This is a genomic window from Haloprofundus marisrubri (genome assembly GCF_001469955.1).
GTDB lineage: Archaea > Halobacteriota > Halobacteria > Halobacteriales > Haloferacaceae > Haloprofundus > Haloprofundus marisrubri.
The window spans coordinates 70,524-94,018 of record NZ_LOPU01000017.1 but is presented as its reverse complement, the minus strand read 5'-3'; the positions used below and the strand labels follow the sequence as shown (position 1 = coordinate 94,018).

Below are 23,495 nucleotides of genomic sequence, written 5' to 3'. Positions count from 1 at the left end.
AGTATCGAGTAAGAAGCTACCGGAGGGTCAAACGGCCGCTGTACTCTCGGTCGTCTCCGACTCCGCTGGCTGGGGTGGAGTGACTGTCCGAACCTCCATCTCCTCTCTCGTCGTCTACGGCGTATGACCGCCACATCCGACGTACTCGACCACCTCGACACTGGTCTGTGGACTTACCGCGAACCGCTGCGGTTCTTCGGCCTCGAAATCGGCCGCGTGATGGTCGTCGTCCGTCTTTCGAGCGGAGGATTGCTGATTTACTCGCCGGCCGAACTGACCGCCGACCTCCGCGGTGCGCTGGCCGAACTCGGCGACGTGCGCTTCGTCGTCCCCGCGAGCAAACTCCACGGCCATCTGTACATGGAACAGTACCGCGAGGCGTACCCGCGCGCCGAGTTGCTGGCCGCGCCGGGACTCGACAGACGGCGGACGGACCTCGATTTCGACGGCCTGCTCGGCGGGACGCCCGACCCACGGTGGAGCGCCGACCTCGACCAGACGGCGTTTCTCGGCCACCGGTGGCTCACCGAAATCGAGTTCTACCACCGCCCGAGTCGGACCCTGATTCTCGGCGACATCTGCTATCACGTCACCGGCGACGCGCCGTTGTCGACGCGGGCCGTCGCGCGCCTCGCCGGGATGTACGGACGACTCGCGGTGCCGCCGGACCTCCGCAGAACGATAGTGAACGAGGACGCGGCGCGGAACTCGGTCCGAAAGATACTGGCGTGGGAGTTCGACCGCGTACTCGTCGGTCACGGGTCGGTACTGGAGTCCGGCGGTCGGGCGGCCGTCGCCGACGCGTTCGACTGGTTGCGCTGACATCCCGAAACGAACGGAGTTATAGGTCGGCGAGAACCAGATTCGGTATGCACTGCGGCCGGTGTGGCACGCCGTTGGAGAAACCCGGAGACTACTGTCTGACCTGCCGCACCGGCAACTGCGACGCCGTCGTTCTCGACTGCTCGCGCGACCGAGCGACGCTCACGTTTCTCGACGAGGAGACGGTTCTCGGCGAGACGACGGTGACGACGATGCCCGAGACGGGCGAGGAGTCCGGCGTCGTCGAACTCCGGAACTTCGCCGGCCGCGTCGCCGACGAAATCCGTCGAAAGCGGCCCGAGACGGTGTACGCTGCCGGCGACCGAGACGTCATCCGCGAGACGCGCGCCCAGTTACATTACGAGTTCTACCGCGTCCGCGACGACGACCCCGTCGCGGCCGTCGTCGAGAGTCGCGGCGAACGCACGCTCGAAGTCGTCGAGGCGTCGCCGGGCGAGAAACTCGGCGGGTCGCACACGACGGTCATCGGCGGGCGCAAAGGCAGAAAAGCCATCGGCGTCGTCGCCAGCCATCCGCACGTCAAGAAGATAATTCCCGGCCCCATCGACGCCGGCGGGAAAGGGTCGCGGACGAGTCTCCGAGCGAAGGTGACCCGCGCCGACGACAACGGCAACGTCCGGTTTCTGTTGCGCGACGGGTCGAGCGTCCAAGAGAACCGCGTCGTGACGACGGCGATGAACCGAGAGACGGGCGAACGCGTCCGCGACGACCTGAACGAGGCGCTCGTCGAGGCGGAGTTACGCTCGGAGAACTGAACCGCTGCGACTCAGTCTGCGGGCCGGTCGGGAGTCTCGGCGTCCCTCGTGGGTTGGGCAGCGACCTCCTCCGGTGAGTTCTGTTCCGAAAGCGTGCTCCGCAGCAGCGTCTGGAGGCCGCGTCGGAGTCGCTCGGAAGTCGCCTGCCCGGAGATACCGAGTTCGTCGCCGATGTCGGCGAGCGAACAGCGTCGCGGAACCTCGAAGTAACCGGCCTCGAACGCGGCGGTCAACACGGCTTCCTGCGGTGCAGTGAGTCCGTACTGCGTTCGCCCGTGAGGTGATTTCTCGTACAACCGGTGCAGTCGGAACGAGATACCCGCGTCGACGCAGCGTTGTCGGTACGCCGAGACCGACGCCCGGTCGGGAAACTGGAGTCGGAGCGTCCATCCGTCGGTCGTCGCTTCGGCGTCGAGAAGCACCGCGTCCAGTTCCGTTCGCATGTGGTACGTGGACGCGTCGTCGCCCGCTGGGCTGAGTGTGAGGCGGTACTGTCGCCATCCATCGTCCTCACCGAGAAGTGCCGCGTCCGCGACGGTCGGGTCGTCGGGTAGTGCCGTGTCGAACGCCGTGAGTCCGTCGCCGGTCGCCTGTATCTGGAGGAGACTGGTATCGGTGTCCCGAGTGTACTGCTGGTCGAGACTGACGGTCACCTCCGGCGCAGTCGCCAACGCACGCTTGAGGATAGCGGTCGAAAGGGTGAGTTCGGCGATGAGCATCTGTCGGTCGTCCCTATTCGTCCGCTACTACAGGCTGGTTCGGTAAAAACGCACTGTTCAGATATGATACCGATATCGGTTGTGGACAGCACGTAACCTGCGGGGCTCCCCCGAGAGACGAGAAAAGCGAGAAAAACGCGCCGTTAGTTCAGTTCTTCGACAGCCGCGAGGTCGACCCAGTCGTGAATCACGGGGCTGTCGGACTGTTCGACGGTGTCCTGGTCGCGGTCGTAACTGAGCGCGCCGATTTCGGCCAGTTTCGGCAGGTGGACGTGACGAAGCGACACCAACAGACTCCGGAAGTGGTCGGACTCGACGGTTTCGAGACACTCGACTTCCCACGCAGTCATCGTGTCCGCGATGTCACAGACGTCGACCCTTCCGCCATCCGCTTGGTGTAAGTAGTACAGTACGTCCCGCCGTCGCCGGTTCGACAGTGCGTCGAACGCCTCGTCCAAGCGCGCACGGTCGACGGTTGTAGACGGTGCGTGCGTCGGGTGGTCGCTTCGGCGTCCTAGCGTATGTTCGTTTGACATGGTGAGGTGAGCACCCGGGGGAAGTTCCCAGCGCGGATAGAAACCGACGCTACACTCCCCAAACTGTGGCGCTTTCACAGCCATGGTTTTATATGAGGGTTAGGGACCGCACTCGGGAGCACCGACGGCGACTGAGGTGGACTCGTAGGCTTTATCTGTTCGCTCGGGATAGTTGCCACCACTATGGCCGACAATAAGGCACGACAGACCGGTAGCTCGGGCCGCTTCGGCGCGCGCTACGGTCGCGTCGCGCGCAAGCGGGTCTCCGACATCGAATCCGAGATGCGAAACGCCAGCGTCGACGGCGACGAGGTCAAGCGCCTCGGCACGGGCATCTGGGTCAACAAAGAGACGGGCGAGAAGTTCACCGGCGGCGCGTACCGCCCCGAGACGCCCGGCGGACGCTCGGTCCGACGCTCCATCCGCGCGGCACTCGACGAAGACGAATAATTCCACAGATGAGTTACAAATGCTCCCGCTGTAAGCGCGACGTCGAACTCGACGAGTACGGGGGCGTTCGCTGTCCGTACTGCGGTCACCGCGTTCTCCTGAAGGAACGCGCCCGCGTCGTCAAAGAAGTCGACGTAAAGTGACCTCGCGGCAGTGTCGCATCTAAGCGTTCTCCGCTTTTCGTACCCCGACGAGCGACGCGCACGCGTCGTCGAACGCAGTGTCGGTGTCGAAGTCGGCGAAATCGACGACGAGCGCTCACAAGCGAGTGTCGAAAGAGAGGGAAACACCGTCGAAGTACGGGTCGAAGCGACCGACCTCGTCGCCCTCCGCGCCGGTATCAACTCGTGGACTCGGATGGTCGCCGTCGCCGAACGCCTCGCAGCGCGCTGACGACCTGCTGCGGCCCGACGACTCACCGGCCACGACTGTCACGGACCCCAAACAGAGCCAGTAGAACCGTTATTCACTCCGGTAGCGTAGCGTGTGGTATGGGGCAATCAGTAGCGTACAGACGATTCGGTCGCTCGTCGAACAGCTCCGGGAGAAAGCGACCGTCGAGGCGGCCTACGGCGACGCAATCGTGGCGGAGGGTCACACCACCGTTCCCGTCGCACGCATCAGATACGGCTTCGGTGGAGGGTTCGGCAGCGGCGGCGTCGACGACGAGATGGAACCCGACCGGACCGGCGAAGGCGGCGGTTTCGGCGGAGGTGTGACGGTGACGCCGCTGGGTGTCGTCGAAATCACGGCCGACGACGTTCGATTCGTCCCCGTCGCCGCTCGACGGCGGTTCGCCCGAGGGTTCGTCGTCGGGGCCGCAGTCGGGGCACTCGTCGGACGCCGACTCCGGAGACGGTCCACCTGACGGGAGAGTAAATACGGGGCTTTTTCAGTCCGGCGCGCATCGGACCGACTATGCAAGGAAGCCTACCACCGGAGGCGCAGGAGAAGCTCGAAGAACTGCAGGACCTCCAAGAGACCGCACAGCAAGTCAGCGCACAGAAACAGCAGGCCGAGAGCACGCTCTCGGAGTCGAAGACGGCGCTCGAAACGCTCGACGACGTCGACGAGGACGCGACGATGTACCGCGAAGTCGGCGAACTGCTCGTCGAAACCGAGTACGGCGAGGCCCGCGAGCAACTCGAAGACCGCGTCGAGAGCCTCGAAGTCCGCGTCGAGCAACTCGACAAACAGGAAGGGCGCGTGCAGGAGCAGTTCGAGAGCCTGCAGAGCGAACTCCAGCAGATGCTGCAGGGCGGCGCGGGCGGCCCCGGCGGCCCCGGCGGGATGGGCGGCCCCGGTGCAGGCGGCGCGTAAATGACAAGCGAGGAACCGACCGACGAAGAAGTCGTCCAGACGGCCGCTGACGCCGCCGAAGGCGTCATCTTCACGCACTACAAGCAGTCGAACGTGCGCGACATGGACGTCACGGTCACCTTCGAGGACGGAGTCTTGGACGTGGACGTGTATCTGAACGCGCCCGCCGACGAGACCGACCCGGAGGCTGTCGCCGACGAGGCAGCGCTTGCGGCGCGCGACGCCGTCGACGACCTGTTCGCGTCCGCCGAATCGTCGTCGGAGTAACCGACTCATTTCTTTCCAAACAGTTCCGCCGAGGCGAACAGCTAAGCAGCCACAGTGTTAATAGTTAACACATGGCTACCGGAGGCCGGAGGAGCGGGACGACGGCGTTAGACAGACTGCGGTCGCACTACAACCGTGTCGACTTGCGGTGTCCCCAGTGTGGATACCGAGACGAGGAAGGGCAGTGGACCGCCCGAACGACCGGTTCGCAGGTGTTGTACCGCCACATTTGTCCGAGTTGCGGCGAGATTCGAACGCGAACGCTTCGACTCGGTCAGTGAACGCGTATCGCCGACGCCGAACACCGGCGGGACGAACAGTGGCATCGCTCGACTCCGTCACGGCAGTCGCTCCAGTAGCTACGAACGCAGCAGTCGAGTCAGTCCGTTCGGGTCTGCCGCAGCGACCGGAAACGGAAGCGTCGAGCGGCGGCGACTCGGACGGACCGAATCCGACACGAACTGAGTCGGTGATGTGAGATGAACGAGACGAAACACACGGCGCACAGCGACCCGTTCGTCGTCGACTTGGCGGACCCGTCGGCGACGGACCGAACACTGGTTGGCGGCAAGAGCGCGAACGTCGCCCGACTCGTCACCGCCGGGATTCCGGTTCCCGGGGGATTCTGCGTGACGACGGCCGCCTATCGTACGTTAGTCGACGACGAGACGATTCGAACGGCGGTTCGCGCGCTGTCGGACCTCGACCCGGCGGAAACCGACGCGCTCGCGCAGGCTGGAGAGTATCTTCGCGATTTGATTCGGGCACGGCCGATTCCCGCAGCACTTCGAGAGGCCATCGAGCGAGCGGTGGCCGACGAGGACGAGGCGACCTCCTTTGCGGTTCGGTCGAGCGCAACCGCCGAAGACCTTCCGGACGCCTCCTTTGCCGGCCAACAGGAGACGTATCTCAACGTCCCCGAAGAGAGACTCGAAGAACGGGTCCGCGACTGCATGGCGAGTCTGTTCACCGACCGCGCTATCGCCTACCGGGCGCGAAACGGCATCGACCACGAGAGCGTCTCCATCGCGGTCCTCGTCCAGCGGATGGTCGACGCCGACAGTTCCGGTATCCTCTTCACTGCCGACCCGACGACCGGTAACCGCCGCGTCGCCGCTATCGAGGCCGGAGTCGGACTCGGCGAAGCGCTCGTTTCAGGAGAGGTGAGCGCCGACAGCGTCCGAGTCGATAGGGAGACTGGAGAGATACTCGATTACCAAGCCGGAGTGCAGACAGTCGCCGTTAGACCGGCCACCGGCGGCGGGGTCGAACGAGTCGACCGCGCGGTCGACGAACGAGGCGACCGTAGCGCCCCTGACGACCGCGCACTCACCGACGACGACGTCCGAACGCTCGTCGAAACCGGAGCCGAAATCGAGGCGCTGTTCGAGTCGCCACAGGATATCGAGTGGTGTTTCGCCGACGGCGACCTGTTCGTTCTCCAGTCGCGGCCCATCACGTCACTGTTTCCGGTTCCCTCGCCCGCGCCCGCAGACGACCGACTCCACGTCTACTACAGCGTCGGCCACGCACAGGCGTTGCCCGAAGCGATGCCGCCGCTGGTCAGAGACGTGTGGCTCTCGTACGCGGAGTCGTCGCTGGCGGCGTTCGGGTTCGACTCGGAGAGCTCGTGGGGCGTCGAGGCCGGCGGCCGCGTCTACGTCGACATCACGAACGTGCTCCGAATCGACGCGCTCCGCGACGACGTTCCCGAGTTTCTCGGTTCGATAAGCGAACCGATGTCGGTCGCGCTCACCGACCTGCTCGCACGCCGCGGCGACGAGTTCCGAACCGAACGGTCGCGCCGAGAACGGGCCACATCGCTACCGCGTGTCGCCGGCCGTGTCTGGGCGGGCCTTCGACGGGGCTACCCGTTGGTTCGACTCACGCTCGCCGGATTCTTCGGGGCGTTCGTCGGCGACCCGGAGCCACCGCGCTACGAGGAGGCGCTGTGGACGGTCTGGGGCGTCGAGACGGCCGACGAAATCGAGCAGACGGAACCGTTCGTCGAACGGGTTCGGACGCCGTTCGACCTCTACGCGGTGGTCGACCAGTTCGGGTCGCTTCCGCGAATCGGGCCGCTGTACGCGGCGCTGCTCGTCGACAGTTGGCTCCGACGTCGGTTCGCGGCAGAGGCGGCCGACGACGTGAACGCCGTCGGCAGGGGTTTCCCGGCCGAACTGGTGACGCGACTCAACCTCGGACTCGGCGACCTCGCGGACCTCGCGCGCGAACACCCGCAAGTCGCCGACGCGCTCCGAGAGGGCGCGTCGCTCGACGAACTCCACGAGTACGACGGCGGCGAGGCGTTCTGCGACGCGTTCGACGAGTATCTCCGCGAGTTCGGCCACCGCGGGACCGGCGAGATAGACATCAGTCGGCCGCGGTGGCGCGAAGACCCCTCCGGATTGCTGGCGACGGTACGGGCGAACCTCGAACACGGAGAAAGCGGCGACCACCACGAACATCTTCGACGGATGGAACGCGAGGCGGCCGAGGCGGCCGACCGACTCGAAAACCGGGTCGACCACGGAGTGTTGGGTCCGATTCGGAGACGGGTTCTCAGACAGTTGCTCACGACGTACCGCGGCTACATCCAGACGCGGGAGTACCCCAAGCAGGGCGTTGCGCATCTCTTTGCCGCGTGGCGCGAGGTGCTTCTCGAAGCCGGTGAGTCGCTCGTCGCCGACGGCCGCTTGGACGAGGTCGACGACGTCTGGTTCCTCCGGCGTGACGAACTGCTCGCCGCCTCGGAAGGGGAATCGCTCTCCGTCGATATCGCCGCCCGGCGCGCCGAGTTCGAGCGACACGCCGCCATGGACGCGCCGCCGATACTAACCAGCGAGGGCGAAGCACCGAACCCGGTCGTCTCCCGCGACGACGTTCCGGCGGGAGCGCTCGTGGGAACCGGCGTCTCCGGCGGCGTCGTCGAAGGCGTCGCCCGCGTCGTCCGCGACCCCACGAAAGAGACCATCGAGAAGGGAGAGATTCTCGTCGCCCCCTCTGCGGACCCCGGATGGACGCCGCTGTTTCTCAACGCCGCGGGGATGGTCGTCGAAGTCGGCGGCCGGATGAGCCACGGTGCGCTCGTCGCCCGCGAGTACGGCCTCCCGGCGGTGGTGTCGGTGCCGCGTGCGACCCGAACCATCGAGACGGGTCAGCGACTCCGCGTCGACGGAACCCGAGGTGTCGTGGAGTTCGTCGACTGAGACAGTGCGGAGAGCGAGCGGCGAATCCGAACGAGGACGGACACCGACGGACGACGACCCGTTCAGGCGAGGAAGAAGATGAGAATGCTCACGAGAATCGTCGCGCAGGCGATGGCGGCGGCGAACGCCCCGCCCATGGAGACGGCGACGTTGGCGTGACTGGCGAGCGTCTCCGTCCGGTCGTTGCCGAAGACGGTTACTTCGGCGTGTTCGACGGCCATGCCGGCTTCAACGGGTTCGCAGTCGGCGGCCGCCTCCGAGACGAGACGCCGAATCAGCGAGCGGAGTTCGTCGTGGTCGATGACCGCGCCGACCTGGTTGTCGGCTTTCACCGTGTTGACGATGTGGGTGTCGGTGGTCATCACTTCCGCCGTGTCGACGAGGCCGCCGCCGTCGCTGACGACGCGTTCGGCTTTCGCCGGGTCCGCGCCGCCGCTCTGCGTACTCGGCGCGCTGACGACCTCGGGGTCCTCGGGCGTCGTCGATTCGACGGTCTCACAGAGGTCCGAGACGATTTCGTCGCGCAGTCCCGGTTCCATGTTGTTGCCGTCGACGAGGACGTACGCCGTCCGCTGGCCGTCGACCTCCGAGACGGCGACGCGGATGCCGAGTGGACCGATTCCCTCCCGCGGCGTCCACTCGGTCGGGTCGGAGGCGGTCCCGAGACGCAGTTGGTCGGTGTCGGCGTCCGACAGCGCCCGGCCGACAGCGCCCGCGCCGCGAATCATGTCGAAGGAGCGCCGACTGCCGGGCGTGACGTGACCCAAGTCGGGTCCTTCGAGTCCGTTGTTACAGTTGTGCGCGTCGACGAGCAGCACGTCGCCCAGTCCGCTGGTGCGCGCCTCCGTCGCCGCCGAGAGGCCGACGGAGTACTCCACGTCGTCGGCGAAGTTCGGCGCGAACGTCGAGACGACGAGCGCATCGTCGCCGAAGCGCTGGCCGAGCAGTTTCGCCTCACCGGAGTCGACGCTGGCGCTCTTCGTCGCTTCCGCGCTGTACTCGATGCGCTCGTGGGCGTTCTCGGCGGCGTCGAGGATGGTGTCGACCTCGCGTTCGGTGACGAGGTTGAAGTCGTGGCCCGCGGTGGCGTGCGGCGGGAACGCGAGTCCCTCGCTGCGACGGGCGACGCGTTCGGGGAAGTTGCCGCCGCCGATTTCGCCCATCGGGCCGGGATGAATCATCGGGAGGACGAACTGGGCTTTCTCGTCGCCGTTCTCGTCGCGGAACGCGAGGACGGTGACGGGAACGACGGCCTCCTGTCCGAGTTGCTCGAAGAAGTCCTCCAGTTCCCGGGAGCCTTCGGCGATGTGACCGATGAAGCCGCGGATGAAGTCCAAGACGGAGACGCCGAGGCTGTTGCGCCACGGGCGGTCGATGACTTCGAGGAAGGCGTAGACGCTCGTCGCGTAGATAACGCACATAACGCCGAGAAGGACGAAGTGGTTCGGCGTGAGCGCCGAGACGACGTCGGGCGCTTGCTCGGAGCGAGCGAAGTACGGCATCAGGTAGGCGTCGAGAATCGGGCCGCCGACTTCCAGATAGCTGAGCGTCCCGCTGTAAACGAACAGCAGCAACGCCGAGACGACCGTCTGGATGCTCGCCGGAATCGACGCGACGAGAATCGACGACCGAGAGACGGCCATGATGACGAGCAAGCGGAGCGCGAAGATAGACGCGAGTGCAACGACGAGCACGTTGTAGACGAACCGCTGGTCGAGCGAGGCGAACACGGCAACGATTGCGCCGACGGTGAGCAGACCGACGAGAACGATTTCGCAGGCCAACGCCAGAAGCGACGACCGGTTCGGCGTCAGTCGGCCGCCGAGAAACCGGTCGACACCGGTGGTTGCGACACTGGCGACGACGGTGGGAATCCCGACGAAGAAGATACCCTCCCAGGCGTCTTTACCGACGAAGAATAGACCCCGCCACGTCCCCTCGCGGAGGCCGGAGTCGAACGCGCCGACTCCGGCGATGGCGGCGATGAGCAACGCGAACCCGAGGCTCGCGTACCACGACGGCGCGCGGAAGATGAACCGCGACAAGCCGGCGAGGTTGCTCTGCGACGCTGTCATGCCGACGAGGTTGTGTGCGCGACTCCTAAAACCTCGCTACTTGTTTCGCTGTGTGGACTGTCTCTACGTCTGTCACTCTCGGCGCCGTCTGGCGGTCTACTCTCGGCCAGTTCTCGGCCAGTTCTCGGCCAGTTCTCGGCCAGTTCTCGGTCGATTTTCGACCGGTTTTCGGTTGGTTCAGCGTTCGCAACGGGCGATGAAGTTCTCGAACACTTCCTCGCCGCGTTCGGTGTGAGCGACTTCGGGGTGCCACTGGACGCCGTAGAGGTCGCGGTCGGCGTCGCTCATCGCTTCGATGCCGCAGACGTCGCTCGTCGCGGTGTGGGTGAACCCGTCTGGGAGTTCTTTCACCTCGTCGGCGTGGCTCGCCCAGACACGAGTCTCGGGCGCGAGCGAGCCGACGAGCGGGTCGTCGTCGTCGAGAATGTCGACGGTTACGTCGGCGTAGCCGCCGTAGTCGCCGGAGCCGACGCGGCCGCCGAGTTCACTGGCCATAATCTGCATCCCGAGACAGATGCCGAGAACAGGAACGTCGATGTCGAGAAACTCCGCCGAGCGTCCCGCCCGGTCGGCGTCAGGACCACCGGAGAGGACGACGCCGTCCGCGTCGATTTCCTCTGGAGGGGTGTCGTTGTCGACGAGTTCGGTGTCGACGCCCGCGTCCCGCAAGGCTCGCTGCTCCAGATGTGTGAACTGCCCGTGGTTGTCGATGACGACGATTCTGGTCATAGCCGGGGTTGGACCGACGAGCCTAAAAGCGAATCGGACTCGGGTCGAAGTAAGCACGTTCGTGCATTGGGCGTCGCCCGAACTCAGGCGTCCTCAGAACCGCGCTCGAACCGCTCGCTCGCGGACTGAAACCCGAACTCGGCCTGTTCCTCGCTGCGGCGCTGTTCGCGCGCGGCCAACGCTTCGGCGTCGGGGTTCACGTCGTCGTCGACGCGGGCGAAGGAGTTGTGGACTTTCGCGTGACACCACCGACACAGCGACACCGTGATTTCGTGGTTCGGGTCGGCGTCGTCTCCGTCGCTGTTGTCACCACCGCCGTGGTACGAGAGGTGGTGTTCCTCCAACAACGGACGCGCCGACGACTGGTGTGCCATCCGAATTTCGGGCAGGTCACACCGGACGCATTCGCGGCCATCGGTCGTCGAACGGTACTGTGGACAGTCGCGCCACTCGCAGCCTTCTTCGCCAACGAGACAGCGATAGTCGTCGGCGCGGCGCGCGCGGGCGAACTCGGGGTCGTCACCCGCGTGCGAAAGTGCGTAGCGACACCGGCCGTCGCCGGTCAGGTGGTCGCATCGGCCCGCGAACTCGTAGGGGTCGTCTACGCCGACGGACGTCCCTTTCGGCGTCTTCTCCATGTCGGCGACTCGGGCCGCTCTCACTTGTACGTTCGACGTTTGCTCGCGCGCGAGCGGACTGAACAGATTCGAAGAAACTCGTTGGATGAGACTTATTCGAGTCTACAATCGTGTATAAACTAAGTTCCGAACGGTCGTCTATGAAACGGTAGTTTGAAAAGCCCGGATGTTGGTAGATGGATTACAACCAAAATACTGCTGGTCGCGGATGCCAGCACGGGCGCGAGAACCTATCCATGACAGACCACTCACCATCTCACACCGGGCACTCCTACGACACGGACCGCTATCGACAACAACACGAAGCTATCGTCGACCCCAGCGAAACCGACCTCTCGTTCGCTGTCATCGACGCGATAGCGGCCGTCGAGGGTGTCGACCCGCTCGACTTGGACCCCTTCATGCACGAATCTATCAACCCCGACGCGCTGAACAACCTCTTCGCCGGGACCGAGAAAACGAGTCTCGGCGGTTCCGTCGCGTTCGAGGCACTCAGCTACACCATCGTCGTCGAGAGCCACGGCCGAATCACCGTCTACGAGCAGAAAGACGGCGGCGGGCGGCGGACGCTCGCGGCCGGCATGCGGTAACGTTCTCTGCCGAACGAATCTCACATATTTTTATCGTTCCGTCGTAACGCCGAGTCGTGCAACTCGTTCACGAGAACCGGCCGATAGCGAGCACCGTCGAGTTCGCGGATTCCTTCTTCGAGCAGAGTCGTGGCCTGATGTTTCGACGGTCGGTTCCCGACGACTACGCGCTCGTCTTCCGGTTCGACGAGGCCGAACGCCGGAGTCTCCACATGCTGTTCGTTCCGTTTCCCATCGATGCGCTCTGGATAGTCGACGGTGAGGTGACCAAACACGCCCGACTCTCCGGGTGGACGGGCCTCGGATGGGGCACCGCCGACACTATCGTCGAACTCCCCGCCGGTGCGGCCGACGGTGTCGAGGAGGGCGATTCGGTCGAACTCGTCGAATGAGTCCCGAAAGCTGGACGGGTGTTTAGATGTGAAGCGCGATGGCAAGTGACATCTGAAATTGATTTTTGCAGTCGTTCCTGAAGATGCCTTCGTCGGCGTGTTCGTGTTCGATGGCCTGTACGGTACAACGACGAGATGAGAGATTCAGTCGACTGTCGGAGAGTGCCAACGACACGCCACTGCGTTCAGACCGTCACCCGGAAAGTTGCGCGCGACGCGTGGTGAGCGCGCCGAGTGATTTATCGACGGTTACCCAAAGCGACTCGTCGTCCACGGTAAACCGGACGGTGAGTTCGAGGGGGTCCATCGAGACGACGTCCGTTTCGGACCGCCGTCCGTAACGCTCTATCTCCCACACCGGTATCTCGACGATATCGACGCCGTGGTCGCGGTAGAACTGGACGACTGTCGGATGGTACAAGAGAAGCGTCGCCAGATTCGAGACAGTCCACAACCCACAACAGCGACACTCGAACTTGACCGTCATCACCGGCTCCAACCCGTCACCGAGAGGGTGGGTTCCTGCCTTCTCTCCGGTGCGTTCCCGACGGAGGTCCGGAGGCGCATCCCGTTCGTGTTCGAGGTGAGCAAGTCGACCGCTGGCCGCACAGTTCGGACAGATATCGCGAGCGACGAGCGTGAAGTACGAGCGTGCGAACTGGTCGGAGACGGTCACCAGTTCCTCGTCGGTGCGTCCAACGACACCACTGGGGGGAAACGGGAACATCTGGTGCATCCAGCCGCAGTCCACGCAGTCGACGTACAGCAGTCCGTCGTCGTAGCGCGCTTCGAGCGGCGCCGAACACCACTCACAGTCGCTGTCCACCGGAAACGGGTCACGGTGAGTCTCGACGGTGAATCGTCCAGACGCGATAGCCCAGACGACGTTGACACCCGCCATCCGAAGGTCGTAGCCGTCGGGCGTCCGACGTACGTAGTAGTCGGTGAGTTTGTTGAGGTGATAGGAGAACTGGCCGGGGTCACGCATACCGACGCGCCGTCGAAGCTCTGCGAACCCGAGCGGCCGGTCCGAGGCGGCCCACAGTTCTTCGAGAATCCGAACCCGCGTTTCGTTGCCGACGACGGCGAACGCGTCAGCCACCGACGCGTATGCGCCTTCGGTCGACTGGTCTGCTCGCTCCACAGTCATGGCTGTACGTCACCTACGGTTGTAGACGCTGTCACCGCGCTAAACTGTGTGCTCACGATGTCGGGACGCTCGTTCTATCGGGATGGTCTCACAGATACCGTCGAGCGACGACGAATCGGACTGGCAAGTTCTGTCATACCCCACAGGTTCATAGGTAGGCGAACCCACGAAGCATCCACAATGTCGGACCACACCGGCACGGAGGATAGGGTAAGTCGCCGCGAGGCGACTGGCCGAGAAATTCCGCGCCAAGGATAACACATCGACCGACGACGCGAACGCGGCCGCCAACCCGTTCGCCACGTCGCTCGACGACCGCGACGTACTGCTTTTAGACACGACACTCAGAGACGGCGAGCAAGCGCCAGGTGTCTCGCTCTCTGCGGACGAGAAAGTCGACATCGCACGCGCACTCGACAGCGCGGCGGTGCCGTTCGTCGAAGCGGGTAGCGCCTGCACCGGCGCGGGCGAACGCGACGCCATCTCCCGCGTCGCCGACTTGGGTCTCGACGCGACGGTGACGAGTTTCGCCCGCGGCGTCCGCGCCGACGTGGATCTCGCACTCGACTGCGGCGTCGACGGCGTCAACCTCGTCGTCCCCGCCAGCGACCGCCACGTCGAGCGAAAGGTCGGCACCGACCACGACTCGGTTCTCGAAACGACGGTCGAACTCGTCGAGTACGCCCGCGACCACGGCCTCTGGGTCGAGGTGCTGGGCGAAGACGGCTCCCGCGCCGACCTCGACTTTCTCGACCGACTCGCGGCGGCGGCACACGACGCCGGGGCCGACCGGTTCTGTTACTGCGATACGGTCGGCTACGGAAGCCCCGAACACACAGCGCGCGTCGTCTCCCGCCTCGCCGAACACGGCCCGACGAGCACGCACGTCCACGACGACTTGGGCTTCGCCATGACGAACGTCCACGCCAGTCTCCGGGCGGGCGCGGACCTCGTCCACGCCACCGTCAACGGCGTCGGCGAACGCGCCGGCAACGTCGCACTCGAAGAAGTCGCCGTCGCGCTCTCGCACTGTTACGACGTCGACTGCGCGAACCTCGACGAACTGTACTCGCTCGCACAGACCGTCGCCCGCGCGACGGGGACACCGCTGCCACCCAACAAAGCCGTCGTCGGCGAGAACGCCTTCGCCCACGAGAGCGGTATCCACACCGACGGCACGCTGAAAGACGAGGCGATGTACGAACCGTACCCGCCCGAGTTAGTGGGCCGAGAACGACGCCTCGTGCTCGGCAAACACGCCGGGCGCGCGGGCGTACGCGCAGCACTCGACGAACACGGCGTCGACGTCTCCGACGAGGAACTCGCGCAGGTCGTCGACCGCGTCAAAGGCCTCGCCGAACGCGGCAAACGGGTCACCGACGCCGACCTCCTCACCGTCGCCGAGGACGTGCAGGGTCGCTCCCGCGAACGGCGCGTCCGCCTCGTCGACCTGCAGGCGACCAGCGGCGGTGGGGTGCCGACTGCGAGCGTCCGTCTCGCCGTCGACGACGAGGAACGCGTCGCCGCAGGCACCGGAAACGGCCCCGTCGACGCCGCCGTCGAAGCGGTCCGGACTGCGCTCGGCCCCGACGCCGCCTTCCAGTTGGAGTCGTACCACGTCGACGCTATCTCCGGCGGCACCGACGCCGTCGTCACCGTCGAAGTCGAACTCTCGCGCGAGGACCGGTCGGTGAGCGTCGCCGCGTCGGACGCCGACATCACCCGCGCGAGCGTCGTGGCGATGGTCGACGCACTCGACCGACTCCGCGCACCAACTGCGGTCGCAGACACGCCACCCACCGCCGACTGAACCTCGAGTCGAGAGAAGGGCGACGGTCTCGAAGCCACCCGAAACATTCGGGAACGAATTTCGTCCGAATCTCCGCCAGTAACAAAGTGACATGTCAACCTGACACAGGCTAAAAATCGACAGACTGCGTGGCGAAGTTAGTTATTTTACCTATCAGGGGACTTATCACCAATGCCGATAATATTGACAGTATGGAACGTCGCCGCTTTCTCGCCCTCCTGGGAACGGTCGGTGCCGGTGGACTCGCCGGCTGTACCGGACGACTGCCGACGTTTGACGAGAACATGCAGTTTCCGCCCGCCGCGCGCGACGCCGAGTTCGACCCGCAACTGGACGCGAGTCCGGCCGAACGGGTCGATATCGGCTCTCGATTCGGCGTCCTCCGACCGGCAAACAACGGCCCACACGCCTTCAACGTCTGGAACGACGGCCCGGACCGCGAGATTACCGTCTCGGTGTATCGGAACTCGCTCCGTCCGTTCAAGACGTTCGAGCGGGCGTTCGACGTCGACGGCGATACACACGTCGCGCTGACGCTGCATCGCCCGGCGAACTACACCGCCGTCGTCGCAGCCGAGGATAGCCAAGCCTCGACAGTTGGTGTCGCCCGTTCGAACTTCGACTGCAACGAGTCGGCGACTACCGTCGCCATCCGCGAGAACGGACAGATGGAGAGTTCGACGTGGTCGACGACGATGGGCTGTGGACCGTTCTAGGCGGACGAAGTGAAACACCGAAGTGCGTCCGAATCGAACGCCGAGTCGTCACTGTGAGCGAGTTCGTCGTCGAAGTGAAACAGTCGGCCCGGCGGACCAACGGCGCGGTCGGTGCCGCCGTCGTCCGCCGCGGGAGTCGGCGGCGTTTCCGAACGCGCGCCGACGCCGAATCGTGGGCCGCGTCGCTCTCCGGTGGGGGCGAGCCTCGCGTCTGGATTCGACTGGCCGACCCCCGAGACGACTCCGACACCGACGGCTATCTCGTCGGCCGTCGCTGCCGAGTCGCTCTCGACGGTGCGTACGACAAACGCCGGCGTCGACTCCGCGGCGGCACCGACGCCGAACAGTCGGGATTCGACCGGTTTTGAGGCTCAGTCGCTGCCGACCGGCAGCGAGTTGCTGTTCGCGTACTCGCGGACGTACACGTCGACGAGCGCCTTCAGCACCCCGAGAACGATGGGGCCGAAGAAGATACCCATAAAGCCGAGAGCGGCGACGCCGCCGAAGATGCCGACGACGAACAATCCGGGGTTGAGGCGCGCCTCACGGCCGCCGATAACGGGCCGAAGATAGTTGTCCGAGAGGCTGACCACGACGGCCCCGTACACGAACAGGAAACCCGCCGCGACGTACTGTCCGGAGAGTCCCAGATACACCGCCGCGGGGAACCAGACGATAGAGGCCCCGATGAGCGGCAAAAGCGAGAGCAGGACGGTGAACACGGTCCAGAAGACGACGCTCGGAAAGCCGACGACGAACAGGCCGATACCGGTGAGGATGCCTTGAACGATGGCGACGAGGACGTTGCCGACCAACACCGCCCACATGAGTCGGTTGATGTGCGCGTGGAGTTCGTCCTGTATGTGCACCGGAAGCGGTGTTGCCCGTCGAATCCACGCGACGAACGCCGCACCGTCGGTCAGCAGGTAGTAGAGCAGAAACAGGAGTACCGTGAGGCCGATGACGGCGTTCGAGAGACCGCCGAACACGTCGACGACGCTCCCGACGAGCGTCGACCCGCTTCCCTGCGCGGACCCGAACAGCGCTTCCACCGAGAGGTTCATCCGCGTGAACTCCTCGAACGGTGTCGACCCCGACACGAGGTTACGGATGGTGTTGAACACGGAGCGAGCCTCCTGAAGCACCACCTGCACGATGAGCAGCACCGGCAGTAACACGACGAGTGTCGAGATAGCGATGAGCGCTGCGGCGGCGATTCGTGCTCCGACTCTGGGTTCGAGCCGGCGATGAATCGGTGTCAACACGTACGCGAGGAGTATTGCTGCGAGAACGTACTGCAGGAACGGGAACAGCAGTAGAAACGAGAGCAACCCGACGACCCCGATAGCGAGGAGGAGGAACGAACGGTCGCTGTTCATACCCCTACAACGAGTGACAACTGGATAAATCGGGAGGCTGGACCGTACCGTTCGCTAACCGTCTCTCGTGGGTCGCCGTCGACGTGTCGACGAAGTGAGTTCGTGTCGGCCTCGGACTACTCGACGAGTTCGTTCGTCTCCGCGTTCTCCGGCGACGAGTCGCTCTCTTCGCCGCTTCGGAGCAGTCGGGTCAGTTGTTCTTCGAACTCCTCGTCGGTCACCTCGCCGTCGGCGTACCGTCGCTGCAGAACGCCGACCGGGTCCGATTCGACGACCTGTTCGCCGCCCGCCCGGTCACCACGGCGTTCCGTCGTGTCGGCGTTCCCGCCGACGAGCGACCACGTCGACACGAGTCCGAGGAGTCCGAACGCGAGGAACGCCCACGCCGTGAACACGCCACCCGGGACGGCGAGTAGAAACGCCAGCGTCGACAGCGTTTGCTCGACTACTCCTTCGTGGAGCATCCCCGAGAGAAGATACGACACGCCCGAGAGGACCAGTTCGACGCTCAGTGTGAGCGCGAGGAGAGAGACGACTGCGCGCGACATCGACGTCGGGAGCCGGCGGTCGACGACTGTTCTGCGCATGAGACCTATTTCAGAAGAGAACGGTATGTAGTTTTCCGTCGCTTTCGGTGCTGAAGTTGTGAGGAAGGGGCGATTCGAACGGGTGAGTTCAGTCTCGTTGAACCTTTCGACTATCGAGTCTCAAAGGTACCTTCTCGCAAGATTACGTTCTTGCTCACGTCATGGATATTGTGTGAATCTCACGAATATGGCGTCCGTCGTTCAAACACCTCACTCGTGAGAACGGGGAATGCAATCCAAAATATCCCAAAGAGAATCCCTACTTGGGGACCGAGGGCCGCCCACACAACCGATGTGGATACTATTGAGAAAACCACGCCAATGCATATCGCGATGGTTCTCTTCTTCATAGAGAAGGATACAACTATATTGTATTAAAGTCCATCTGTGACGCCGTTCGTCAAAGAAACTCAACAGGTATTTTACTTCTGTTAAACCCCAAGCGAGAGAGTCAGTGAATTCAACACTCGGGTGTGTCGGCTGTTCCAGTATGTATTCTCAATAAATCGCACCTCGAACTACTGTTGGGTCGTTGAGTCTCCCAGCGTCACAAAACGCGCTACTCGGAGTACAACGGAACGAAACGCGCCGAGGGAGAGATTTGAACTACGCGGAGTTCGCTCCCTTCGGTCGCCTCTCCTCTCGTTCAAATCACTCGTCTATCGTTTACGTTGTTGAGCCTCTCAGCACCATAAAACGCGCTGCTCGGAGTACAACAGAACGAAAAGCGCCGAGGGAGAGATTTGAACTCCCGAGTCCGAATGGACAGTAGATTTCGAATCTACCGCCTTGGCCAGGCTAGGCTACCTCGGCTTACGTTCCACCAAACGCCCGCCCTCGTTTAATCGGTTTCGATTTCTTCGAGGCGACCCGACAGTGTCAGTGACTCTCACAGAAGGCCAATGGGTCTAAGTTCCCCGAGAACGCGTCTCCGGTCACATGGACATCTCCGACGCAAGCACCGCCTGTGACCGGGTTCTCGACACGGTCAAAGGTGCGGTCATCGCAGACGACGAGTTCTTCGAGCGCATCATGCTCGGCGTGCTCGCCCGTGGCCACGTCCTCCTCGAAGACGTTCCGGGCACCGGTAAGACGCTTACCGCCCGCAGTATCGCGCAAGCGCTCGGTCTCAGTTTCTCCCGCGTACAGTTCACTCCCGACCTGCTTCCCTCCGACGTCACCGGGACGAACATCTTCAACGAGCAGGAACGGACGTTCGAGTTCTCCGAAGGCCCCATCTTCGCCAACATCGTCCTCGCGGACGAAATCAACCGCGCGCCGCCGAAGACGCAGGCCGCACTGCTGGAAGCGATGGAGGAAGGACAGGTCACCGTCGACGGCGAGACCCACCAACTGCCGAAACCGTTCTTCGTCATCGCGACGCAGAACCCCGTCGAGCAGGAAGGGACGTTCCCGCTACCGGAGGCACAGGTCGACCGCTTCTCGGTGAAGACGGCCATCGGCTACCCCGAACTCGACGGCGAAGTCGAACTGCTGCGTCGCCGCGCCGGCCGTGACACGCGCAGTCCGTCGGTCGAGACGGTGCTCTCGCAGGACGAGGTGCTGGCGATGCGGGCGACGCCCGAACGCGTCCGCGTCCACGACGACTTACTGCAGTACATGGCCGAGATAACCCACGCGACGCGTAACGACCGACGGGTGGCCGTCGGCGTCTCCCCGCGTGGGACCCAGCGGATGTTCGAGGCCACTCGCGCCCGCGCCGTCTACGCCGGCCGCGAGTTCGTCACGCCCGACGACGTCAAACGCGTCAGTCATCCAGTGTTGGCCCACCGCCTCGTGCTCACGCCGGACGCGAAAGTCTCTGACGTGGACAAAGGCGACGTCGTTGACGACGTGCTCAACACCGTCGACGTCCCGACCGTCGAGTTCGAAGCGCGATAGCGCGGACACGGACGCGAGCCGATTTTTCCCGCTCGTTTCAGTCGCGTAGCGCCGCGACCAGCGCCACGACGCCCAAGAGGAGAAACACGAGCGCCGTCACCGGTTGGCCGCCACCGGCGGCGCGGTACGCGCCGTAGCCCAACACGGTGGCGACGACGCCGACGACGAGCGTCGACGCCGCGTGGACGAGTTCCGCACGCGCGGTGTCCGTCTCTCTGCCCAACTGCTCGCCGATGCCGATAGCGTTCTCGCCGACGTCCCACGCGAAGACGGCCGCGAGCAGGCCGACGAGCAGCAGTTCCGGACCCGACCCTGCGAGGCCGCCGAAGACGACGGCCGCGAACAGTGCGACTCCGCCGGCGGTCACCGCCCGCCGCCCACCGGCGACCAATCCGATACCGAGGACGACGACGCCGATAGCCGCCGCCGCGAGTGCAGTCGACGAACTCACCGCCGCTACGACGAGACAGATCCCCGCTCCGACAATCGAGAGCGAGACGCTCAGAAGCGCCGGCTTTCTGGTTATCTCGCTCACGAGGACCACCGCTCCCGTGCGCGGGCGAGTTCGGTCGCCAGCGACTCCTCGCGCCAGTCGATAACGCGGATGCCGCTGCGGCGGAGTCGACTCATCCGATTGCGGCGTTCGACCCCTGCGAGTCGTCGACCCGGCGTCTCGTCGGCCGTCGGGTCGGGACTGACGACGGTGACGAGATGGCCGTGGGCGTCGAGTCGCCGCGCCGCGGTGACGACGTAGTCGTCGACCAGCGGCGAGAACAGAATCACCTGCGCGTCCGCCGGGAGTCGACGCTGCAGTCGACGCAGACGAATCGACGGGAAGAACGCGGCGTCTTCGGGCGGTGTCGGTGCGAGCGACGGGTGTGTTGCCAGCAGTCGTCGTCCCTGTGCGCGATGGTCGTCACCTGTACCCGGCGGCAACCAGAGGCTCTCGGCGGCGAACGTCGCCAAGCCGACGCGGTCACCGCCGTTCAACAGCGCGACGAACGTCTCGCCGGCGGCCTCCGCCGAGCGCTCGACGGCGTTCGGTGCGTCCTCCTCGGGTGCGAGATACGCACTCTCCCGGGCGTCGACGAGGAGGACTACCGTCGCGGCGCGCTCCTCGCGGAACTCGGTCGTGGCGAGTTCGCCGGTCCGTGCGAGACGATTCCAGTCGACGCGCTTGAGCGGGTCGCCGCGGCGGTACTCGCGCGTCGAGGTGAACTCCAGTCCCGCGCCGGCGACGTCCGTCGTGATGCGCCCAGCGTACTGCGTGGTGAGGCCACGAAGCGGGAGGTTCTCGGTCGCCGACAGTCGCGGTTCACAGCGCAGTACCGTCTCGGAGTTCGTCTCCGTCACGCGTTCGTTGCTCCCGCTGGCGTTGCGGACGATAGCGCGCATCGGCTTCCACTCGTGTTCGCCGCGGACCGCGCGAACCTCGTACGAGAAGCGTGCCCGTTTGCCGGGCCGAAGCGCAGTGCCGAGTCGGGCGGTCCCGTCGGTCACCTCCAAGGCGGGGGGAACGCCGTCGACGACGCGGAGGTCCGGCAGCGTCGACTCGCCGGTGTTTCGCACGGTGACGGTGACGCGAACCGTCTCGTCGGGTTCGGGCGTCGGGTCGTCGAGTTCGCGTTCGACGCTCACCGAGGGAGTCGGGGCGTCGCCGCCGTAAGCGTAGGCTGCGTAAGCGATACCCAGCACGCCGGCGAGCAGCAGCGCCGGTTGACGAGGAGAGACGAGAATCGCCAGACTCCCCGCGAGGAGTGCGAGCGCTTCGACACCGGTCCAGCGGTTCGTCTCGAAGGCACTCATCGTCTCCCCTCCTGAATCGCCACGAGTTCGTCGACGACGTGGCGGGCGCTCCGTTCGAACGCCGATTCGGTCCGGAACATGGCTCGAATTCGGGTGACGACGGAGGGTCGCCGCGGCGACTCGTGGAGCGCGGCGGCCGCGAGGGCGTCGTCGGTCCACGTTCCCTCGTTCAAGCGTTTCTGTGCCTCCTCACGCGTCAGTCCGCCGTAGCCGACGAGCGTCTCCAACGCCGCCTCGCGGAGTCGGTCGCGGACCTTTTCTCGTTTCTGTGCGCGTCCGAACGAGCGCTCGCTGGCGAACTCCATATCCACCTCGTCGCCGGGAACCGGCACGTGGTATCGGAGTTCCGGGTCGTCGGTCGTCGTCGCGTGAAGCGGCGTTTTCCGTCGGGAGAGTCCGTATCGGACGCCCTGAACGAGCGCCAGCGCGCCGACGAGGGTGACAATGAGATAGTTGAGGTCGAACAGGCCCGCCAACCCCCGGTCGACGACGACGGCGAAGCCGAACACCGTCGCGGTGAGGCCCGCGAACGCGGTGATTGTCCTCATCGTGTCTCACCTCTACCGGCGTCCGCATCGTCGCCGCCGATACGTGAGTTCGCCTCGGAGTACGTCGATTCAATGCGACGCAGCGCCGAAACGGCGCGTTCCTCCCGGTCGGCGGTGACTTCGCTGTCGCCGTAGCGGACCTGCTCGAACAGGTCGGTGAGTTCACGGACGTCTTCGCGGGCCATACCCGCGTCTTCGGCGGCGGCGGCGAACTCCGCTGGCGTACTCGTCTGCGGGCGTTCGACGTCCAACAGACCGGTCATTTCGGTCCACGCTCTGTACACCTCGTTGTCGGTGTCGGCGTTCGCTTCGATTCGGTCGGCGGCGCGCCCTGCGGCCTCGCCGAGCGCAGCCACGTCGGGAACCGGTTCGGTCGTGTCGTCGCTGCGTTCGACGACTTCGTCGTCGTCGCCGGTGGAGACGAAAAGCAGTAGCACTGCTCCCACGAGAACGACGCCGAGAACGACCAGCAGCAGGAGCGTCGGTGACGTAATCGTCTCACCGGCCCCAGTGAGACCCGACGACCCCGAAGCACCCGAGAACACCGAGTTGTTCGTCGCGTTGCTGTTGCCGAAGCCGAACGACTGCTGCGGAGTCGCACACGAGGTGAGCAACACGTAGAAGACGAAGACGAGACTGCCGAACGAGACGGTGAACGCGAGACCGAGGAGATACGACCCGGTTCTGTACCGGGCGACGGCGTTCATCACCAGAAACACGCCGACGATGGCGGGGACGACCCACCACTGCGTCAGCCACGGAAGACAGAAACTGATGACGGGGGCCGCCGACGCCTCGGACCCACCCAACGGTGGTTGGTCCTCGGGGGCATCGTTCTCGCCACCGAACGAACCGCTGTCGGAGGGGCCGAAGCCGAAACTACCGCCGTCGTCGGTGACGACGGCCGAGTCGAGTGTCGCAGCGGCGAGGGCGAGCGCGCAGACGGCGAGGGCGGCGAGACCAATCCGGAGGGCGGTGTCTCTCTGCACGTCACGTGATAGCGTGTCAACGCCGTATAGTGGTTTCGACACTGACCCGTCAGTCAGGAACCACGAAAGGAAGTCGGAGGGAGGT

The 23,495-nt window shown here is 64.8% G+C and carries 28 protein-coding genes and 1 tRNA gene; 16 read left to right on the top strand and 13 right to left on the bottom strand.

From position 1 onward, the window contains the following. The first annotated feature begins 123 nt into the window (after nucleotides 1-123). Together AUR64_RS05535 and AUR64_RS05530 are read left to right on the top strand one after the other, a co-directional pair. The gene (locus AUR64_RS05535; RefSeq protein ID WP_058580952.1) at nucleotides 124-822 is read left to right on the top strand and encodes a DUF4336 domain-containing protein; all 699 of its coding nucleotides are present in this window, start codon (nucleotides 124-126) and stop codon (nucleotides 820-822) included. A 47-nt stretch (nucleotides 823-869) separates the two neighbouring features. Beyond that, complete coding sequence (locus tag AUR64_RS05530; protein WP_058580951.1) at nucleotides 870-1,598, top strand: DUF2103 domain-containing protein; 729 nt, start codon at nucleotides 870-872, stop codon at nucleotides 1,596-1,598. Nucleotides 1,599-1,609: 11 nt separating this feature from the next. Here AUR64_RS05530 and AUR64_RS05525 read toward each other — a convergent pair whose 3' ends face one another. Together AUR64_RS05525 and AUR64_RS05520 are read right to left on the bottom strand one after the other, a co-directional pair. After that, nucleotides 1,610-2,317, bottom strand: coding sequence for a helix-turn-helix domain-containing protein (locus AUR64_RS05525; protein ID WP_058580950.1), 708 nt, complete (start codon nucleotides 2,315-2,317; stop codon nucleotides 1,610-1,612). 143 nt (nucleotides 2,318-2,460) lie between these two features. Beyond that, the gene (locus AUR64_RS05520; protein WP_155120534.1) at nucleotides 2,461-2,853 is read right to left on the bottom strand and encodes a DUF7344 domain-containing protein; all 393 of its coding nucleotides are present in this window, start codon (nucleotides 2,851-2,853) and stop codon (nucleotides 2,461-2,463) included. Between the two features lie 183 nt (nucleotides 2,854-3,036). Here AUR64_RS05520 and AUR64_RS05515 point away from each other — a divergent pair, with 183 nt between their 5' ends. From AUR64_RS05515 to AUR64_RS05480, 8 genes are all read left to right on the top strand, one after another. Next, complete coding sequence (locus AUR64_RS05515) at nucleotides 3,037-3,303, top strand: 50S ribosomal protein L37 (RefSeq protein ID WP_058580948.1); 267 nt, start codon at nucleotides 3,037-3,039, stop codon at nucleotides 3,301-3,303. A gap of 8 nt (nucleotides 3,304-3,311) precedes the next feature. After that, nucleotides 3,312-3,446 (top strand): DNA-directed RNA polymerase subunit P, encoded by a 135-nt coding sequence (locus tag AUR64_RS05510; RefSeq protein WP_058580947.1) that lies wholly within the window; start codon nucleotides 3,312-3,314, stop codon nucleotides 3,444-3,446. A gap of 10 nt (nucleotides 3,447-3,456) precedes the next feature. Continuing rightward, on the top strand, nucleotides 3,457-3,696 hold the full coding sequence (locus AUR64_RS05505) for a KEOPS complex subunit Pcc1 (RefSeq protein WP_058580946.1): 240 nt from the start codon (nucleotides 3,457-3,459) through the stop codon (nucleotides 3,694-3,696). Between the two features lie 91 nt (nucleotides 3,697-3,787). Next, nucleotides 3,788-4,171, top strand: a complete 384-nt coding sequence (locus AUR64_RS05500) for a spore germination protein GerW family protein (protein ID WP_155120533.1) — start codon at nucleotides 3,788-3,790, stop codon at nucleotides 4,169-4,171. Between the two features lie 50 nt (nucleotides 4,172-4,221). Then, nucleotides 4,222-4,623, top strand: a complete 402-nt coding sequence (locus tag AUR64_RS05495) for a prefoldin subunit beta (RefSeq protein WP_058580945.1) — start codon at nucleotides 4,222-4,224, stop codon at nucleotides 4,621-4,623. Continuing rightward, nucleotides 4,624-4,890, top strand: coding sequence for a DUF3194 domain-containing protein (locus AUR64_RS05490; RefSeq protein WP_058580944.1), 267 nt, complete (start codon nucleotides 4,624-4,626; stop codon nucleotides 4,888-4,890). It abuts the gene before it with no gap. 71 nt (nucleotides 4,891-4,961) lie between these two features. Continuing rightward, complete coding sequence (locus AUR64_RS21135; RefSeq protein WP_082230621.1) at nucleotides 4,962-5,171, top strand: HVO_0649 family zinc finger protein; 210 nt, start codon at nucleotides 4,962-4,964, stop codon at nucleotides 5,169-5,171. Nucleotides 5,172-5,369: 198 nt separating this feature from the next. Further along, the gene (locus tag AUR64_RS05480; protein WP_058580942.1) at nucleotides 5,370-8,099 is read left to right on the top strand and encodes a PEP/pyruvate-binding domain-containing protein; all 2,730 of its coding nucleotides are present in this window, start codon (nucleotides 5,370-5,372) and stop codon (nucleotides 8,097-8,099) included. A gap of 62 nt (nucleotides 8,100-8,161) precedes the next feature. Here the strand turns inward: AUR64_RS05480 and AUR64_RS05475 are convergent, their stop codons facing one another. From AUR64_RS05475 to AUR64_RS05465, 3 genes are all read right to left on the bottom strand, one after another. Then, nucleotides 8,162-10,174: a DUF2070 family protein gene (locus AUR64_RS05475; protein ID WP_058580941.1), complete on the bottom strand. Its 2,013-nt coding sequence runs from the start codon at nucleotides 10,172-10,174 to the stop codon at nucleotides 8,162-8,164. Between the two features lie 177 nt (nucleotides 10,175-10,351). Next, entirely contained in the window at nucleotides 10,352-10,903 is a 552-nt protein-coding gene (locus AUR64_RS05470; RefSeq protein ID WP_058580940.1) for a GMP synthase subunit A, read from the bottom strand. An 83-nt stretch (nucleotides 10,904-10,986) separates the two neighbouring features. Next, a complete protein-coding gene (locus tag AUR64_RS05465) occupies nucleotides 10,987-11,541 on the bottom strand; it encodes a DUF7097 family protein (RefSeq protein WP_058580939.1) in 555 nt (184 codons plus the stop codon). 236 nt (nucleotides 11,542-11,777) lie between these two features. Here AUR64_RS05465 and AUR64_RS05460 point away from each other — a divergent pair, with 236 nt between their 5' ends. Beyond that, complete coding sequence (locus AUR64_RS05460; RefSeq protein ID WP_058580938.1) at nucleotides 11,778-12,131, top strand: HalOD1 output domain-containing protein; 354 nt, start codon at nucleotides 11,778-11,780, stop codon at nucleotides 12,129-12,131. Nucleotides 12,132-12,187: 56 nt separating this feature from the next. Further along, a complete protein-coding gene (locus tag AUR64_RS05455) occupies nucleotides 12,188-12,523 on the top strand; it encodes a DUF192 domain-containing protein (RefSeq protein ID WP_058580937.1) in 336 nt (111 codons plus the stop codon). Between the two features lie 193 nt (nucleotides 12,524-12,716). Here the strand turns inward: AUR64_RS05455 and AUR64_RS05450 are convergent, their stop codons facing one another. Then, on the bottom strand, nucleotides 12,717-13,673 hold the full coding sequence (locus AUR64_RS05450) for a winged helix-turn-helix domain-containing protein (protein WP_058580936.1): 957 nt from the start codon (nucleotides 13,671-13,673) through the stop codon (nucleotides 12,717-12,719). A 325-nt stretch (nucleotides 13,674-13,998) separates the two neighbouring features. On the opposite strand from AUR64_RS05450, the gene AUR64_RS05445 reads away from it, so the two are divergent. The 3 genes from AUR64_RS05445 (at nucleotide 13,999) to AUR64_RS05435 (ending at nucleotide 16,567) form a co-directional block, all read left to right on the top strand. Further along, a complete protein-coding gene (locus AUR64_RS05445; protein ID WP_058580935.1) occupies nucleotides 13,999-15,483 on the top strand; it encodes an alpha-isopropylmalate synthase regulatory domain-containing protein in 1,485 nt (494 codons plus the stop codon). A 191-nt stretch (nucleotides 15,484-15,674) separates the two neighbouring features. Next, nucleotides 15,675-16,199, top strand: a complete 525-nt coding sequence (locus tag AUR64_RS05440) for a hypothetical protein (RefSeq protein ID WP_058580934.1) — start codon at nucleotides 15,675-15,677, stop codon at nucleotides 16,197-16,199. 53 nt (nucleotides 16,200-16,252) lie between these two features. Beyond that, the gene (locus tag AUR64_RS05435) at nucleotides 16,253-16,567 is read left to right on the top strand and encodes a hypothetical protein (RefSeq protein ID WP_058580987.1); all 315 of its coding nucleotides are present in this window, start codon (nucleotides 16,253-16,255) and stop codon (nucleotides 16,565-16,567) included. A 3-nt stretch (nucleotides 16,568-16,570) separates the two neighbouring features. Here AUR64_RS05435 and AUR64_RS05430 read toward each other — a convergent pair whose 3' ends face one another. The 3 genes from AUR64_RS05430 to AUR64_RS05420 form a co-directional block, all read right to left on the bottom strand. Continuing rightward, nucleotides 16,571-17,578, bottom strand: coding sequence for an AI-2E family transporter (locus AUR64_RS05430; protein WP_058580933.1), 1,008 nt, complete (start codon nucleotides 17,576-17,578; stop codon nucleotides 16,571-16,573). A 116-nt stretch (nucleotides 17,579-17,694) separates the two neighbouring features. Further along, nucleotides 17,695-18,165, bottom strand: a complete 471-nt coding sequence (locus tag AUR64_RS05425) for an SHOCT domain-containing protein (RefSeq protein ID WP_058580932.1) — start codon at nucleotides 18,163-18,165, stop codon at nucleotides 17,695-17,697. 728 nt (nucleotides 18,166-18,893) lie between these two features. Continuing rightward, nucleotides 18,894-18,978, bottom strand: a tRNA-Ser gene (locus AUR64_RS05420). Nucleotides 18,979-19,104: 126 nt separating this feature from the next. Between AUR64_RS05420 and AUR64_RS05415 the strand changes: the two genes are divergently transcribed. Continuing rightward, a complete protein-coding gene (locus AUR64_RS05415) occupies nucleotides 19,105-20,067 on the top strand; it encodes an AAA family ATPase (RefSeq protein WP_058580931.1) in 963 nt (320 codons plus the stop codon). 37 nt (nucleotides 20,068-20,104) lie between these two features. Here the strand turns inward: AUR64_RS05415 and AUR64_RS05410 are convergent, their stop codons facing one another. From AUR64_RS05410 to AUR64_RS05395, 4 genes are read right to left on the bottom strand one after another with little or no spacing between them, the layout of a single operon-like run. Continuing rightward, entirely contained in the window at nucleotides 20,105-20,602 is a 498-nt protein-coding gene (locus AUR64_RS05410) for a DUF7519 family protein (RefSeq protein WP_058580986.1), read from the bottom strand. Next, nucleotides 20,599-21,873, bottom strand: a complete 1,275-nt coding sequence (locus tag AUR64_RS05405) for a DUF58 domain-containing protein (protein WP_058580930.1) — start codon at nucleotides 21,871-21,873, stop codon at nucleotides 20,599-20,601. The genes AUR64_RS05410 and AUR64_RS05405 overlap by 4 nt, the downstream gene beginning before the upstream one ends. Next, a complete protein-coding gene (locus tag AUR64_RS05400; protein ID WP_058580929.1) occupies nucleotides 21,870-22,421 on the bottom strand; it encodes a DUF7269 family protein in 552 nt (183 codons plus the stop codon). Before AUR64_RS05400 ends, AUR64_RS05405 begins: the two co-directional genes overlap by 4 nt. Continuing rightward, nucleotides 22,418-23,410, bottom strand: coding sequence for a DUF4129 domain-containing protein (locus tag AUR64_RS05395; protein ID WP_058580928.1), 993 nt, complete (start codon nucleotides 23,408-23,410; stop codon nucleotides 22,418-22,420). Before AUR64_RS05395 ends, AUR64_RS05400 begins: the two co-directional genes overlap by 4 nt. Nucleotides 23,411-23,495 lie beyond the last annotated feature (85 nt).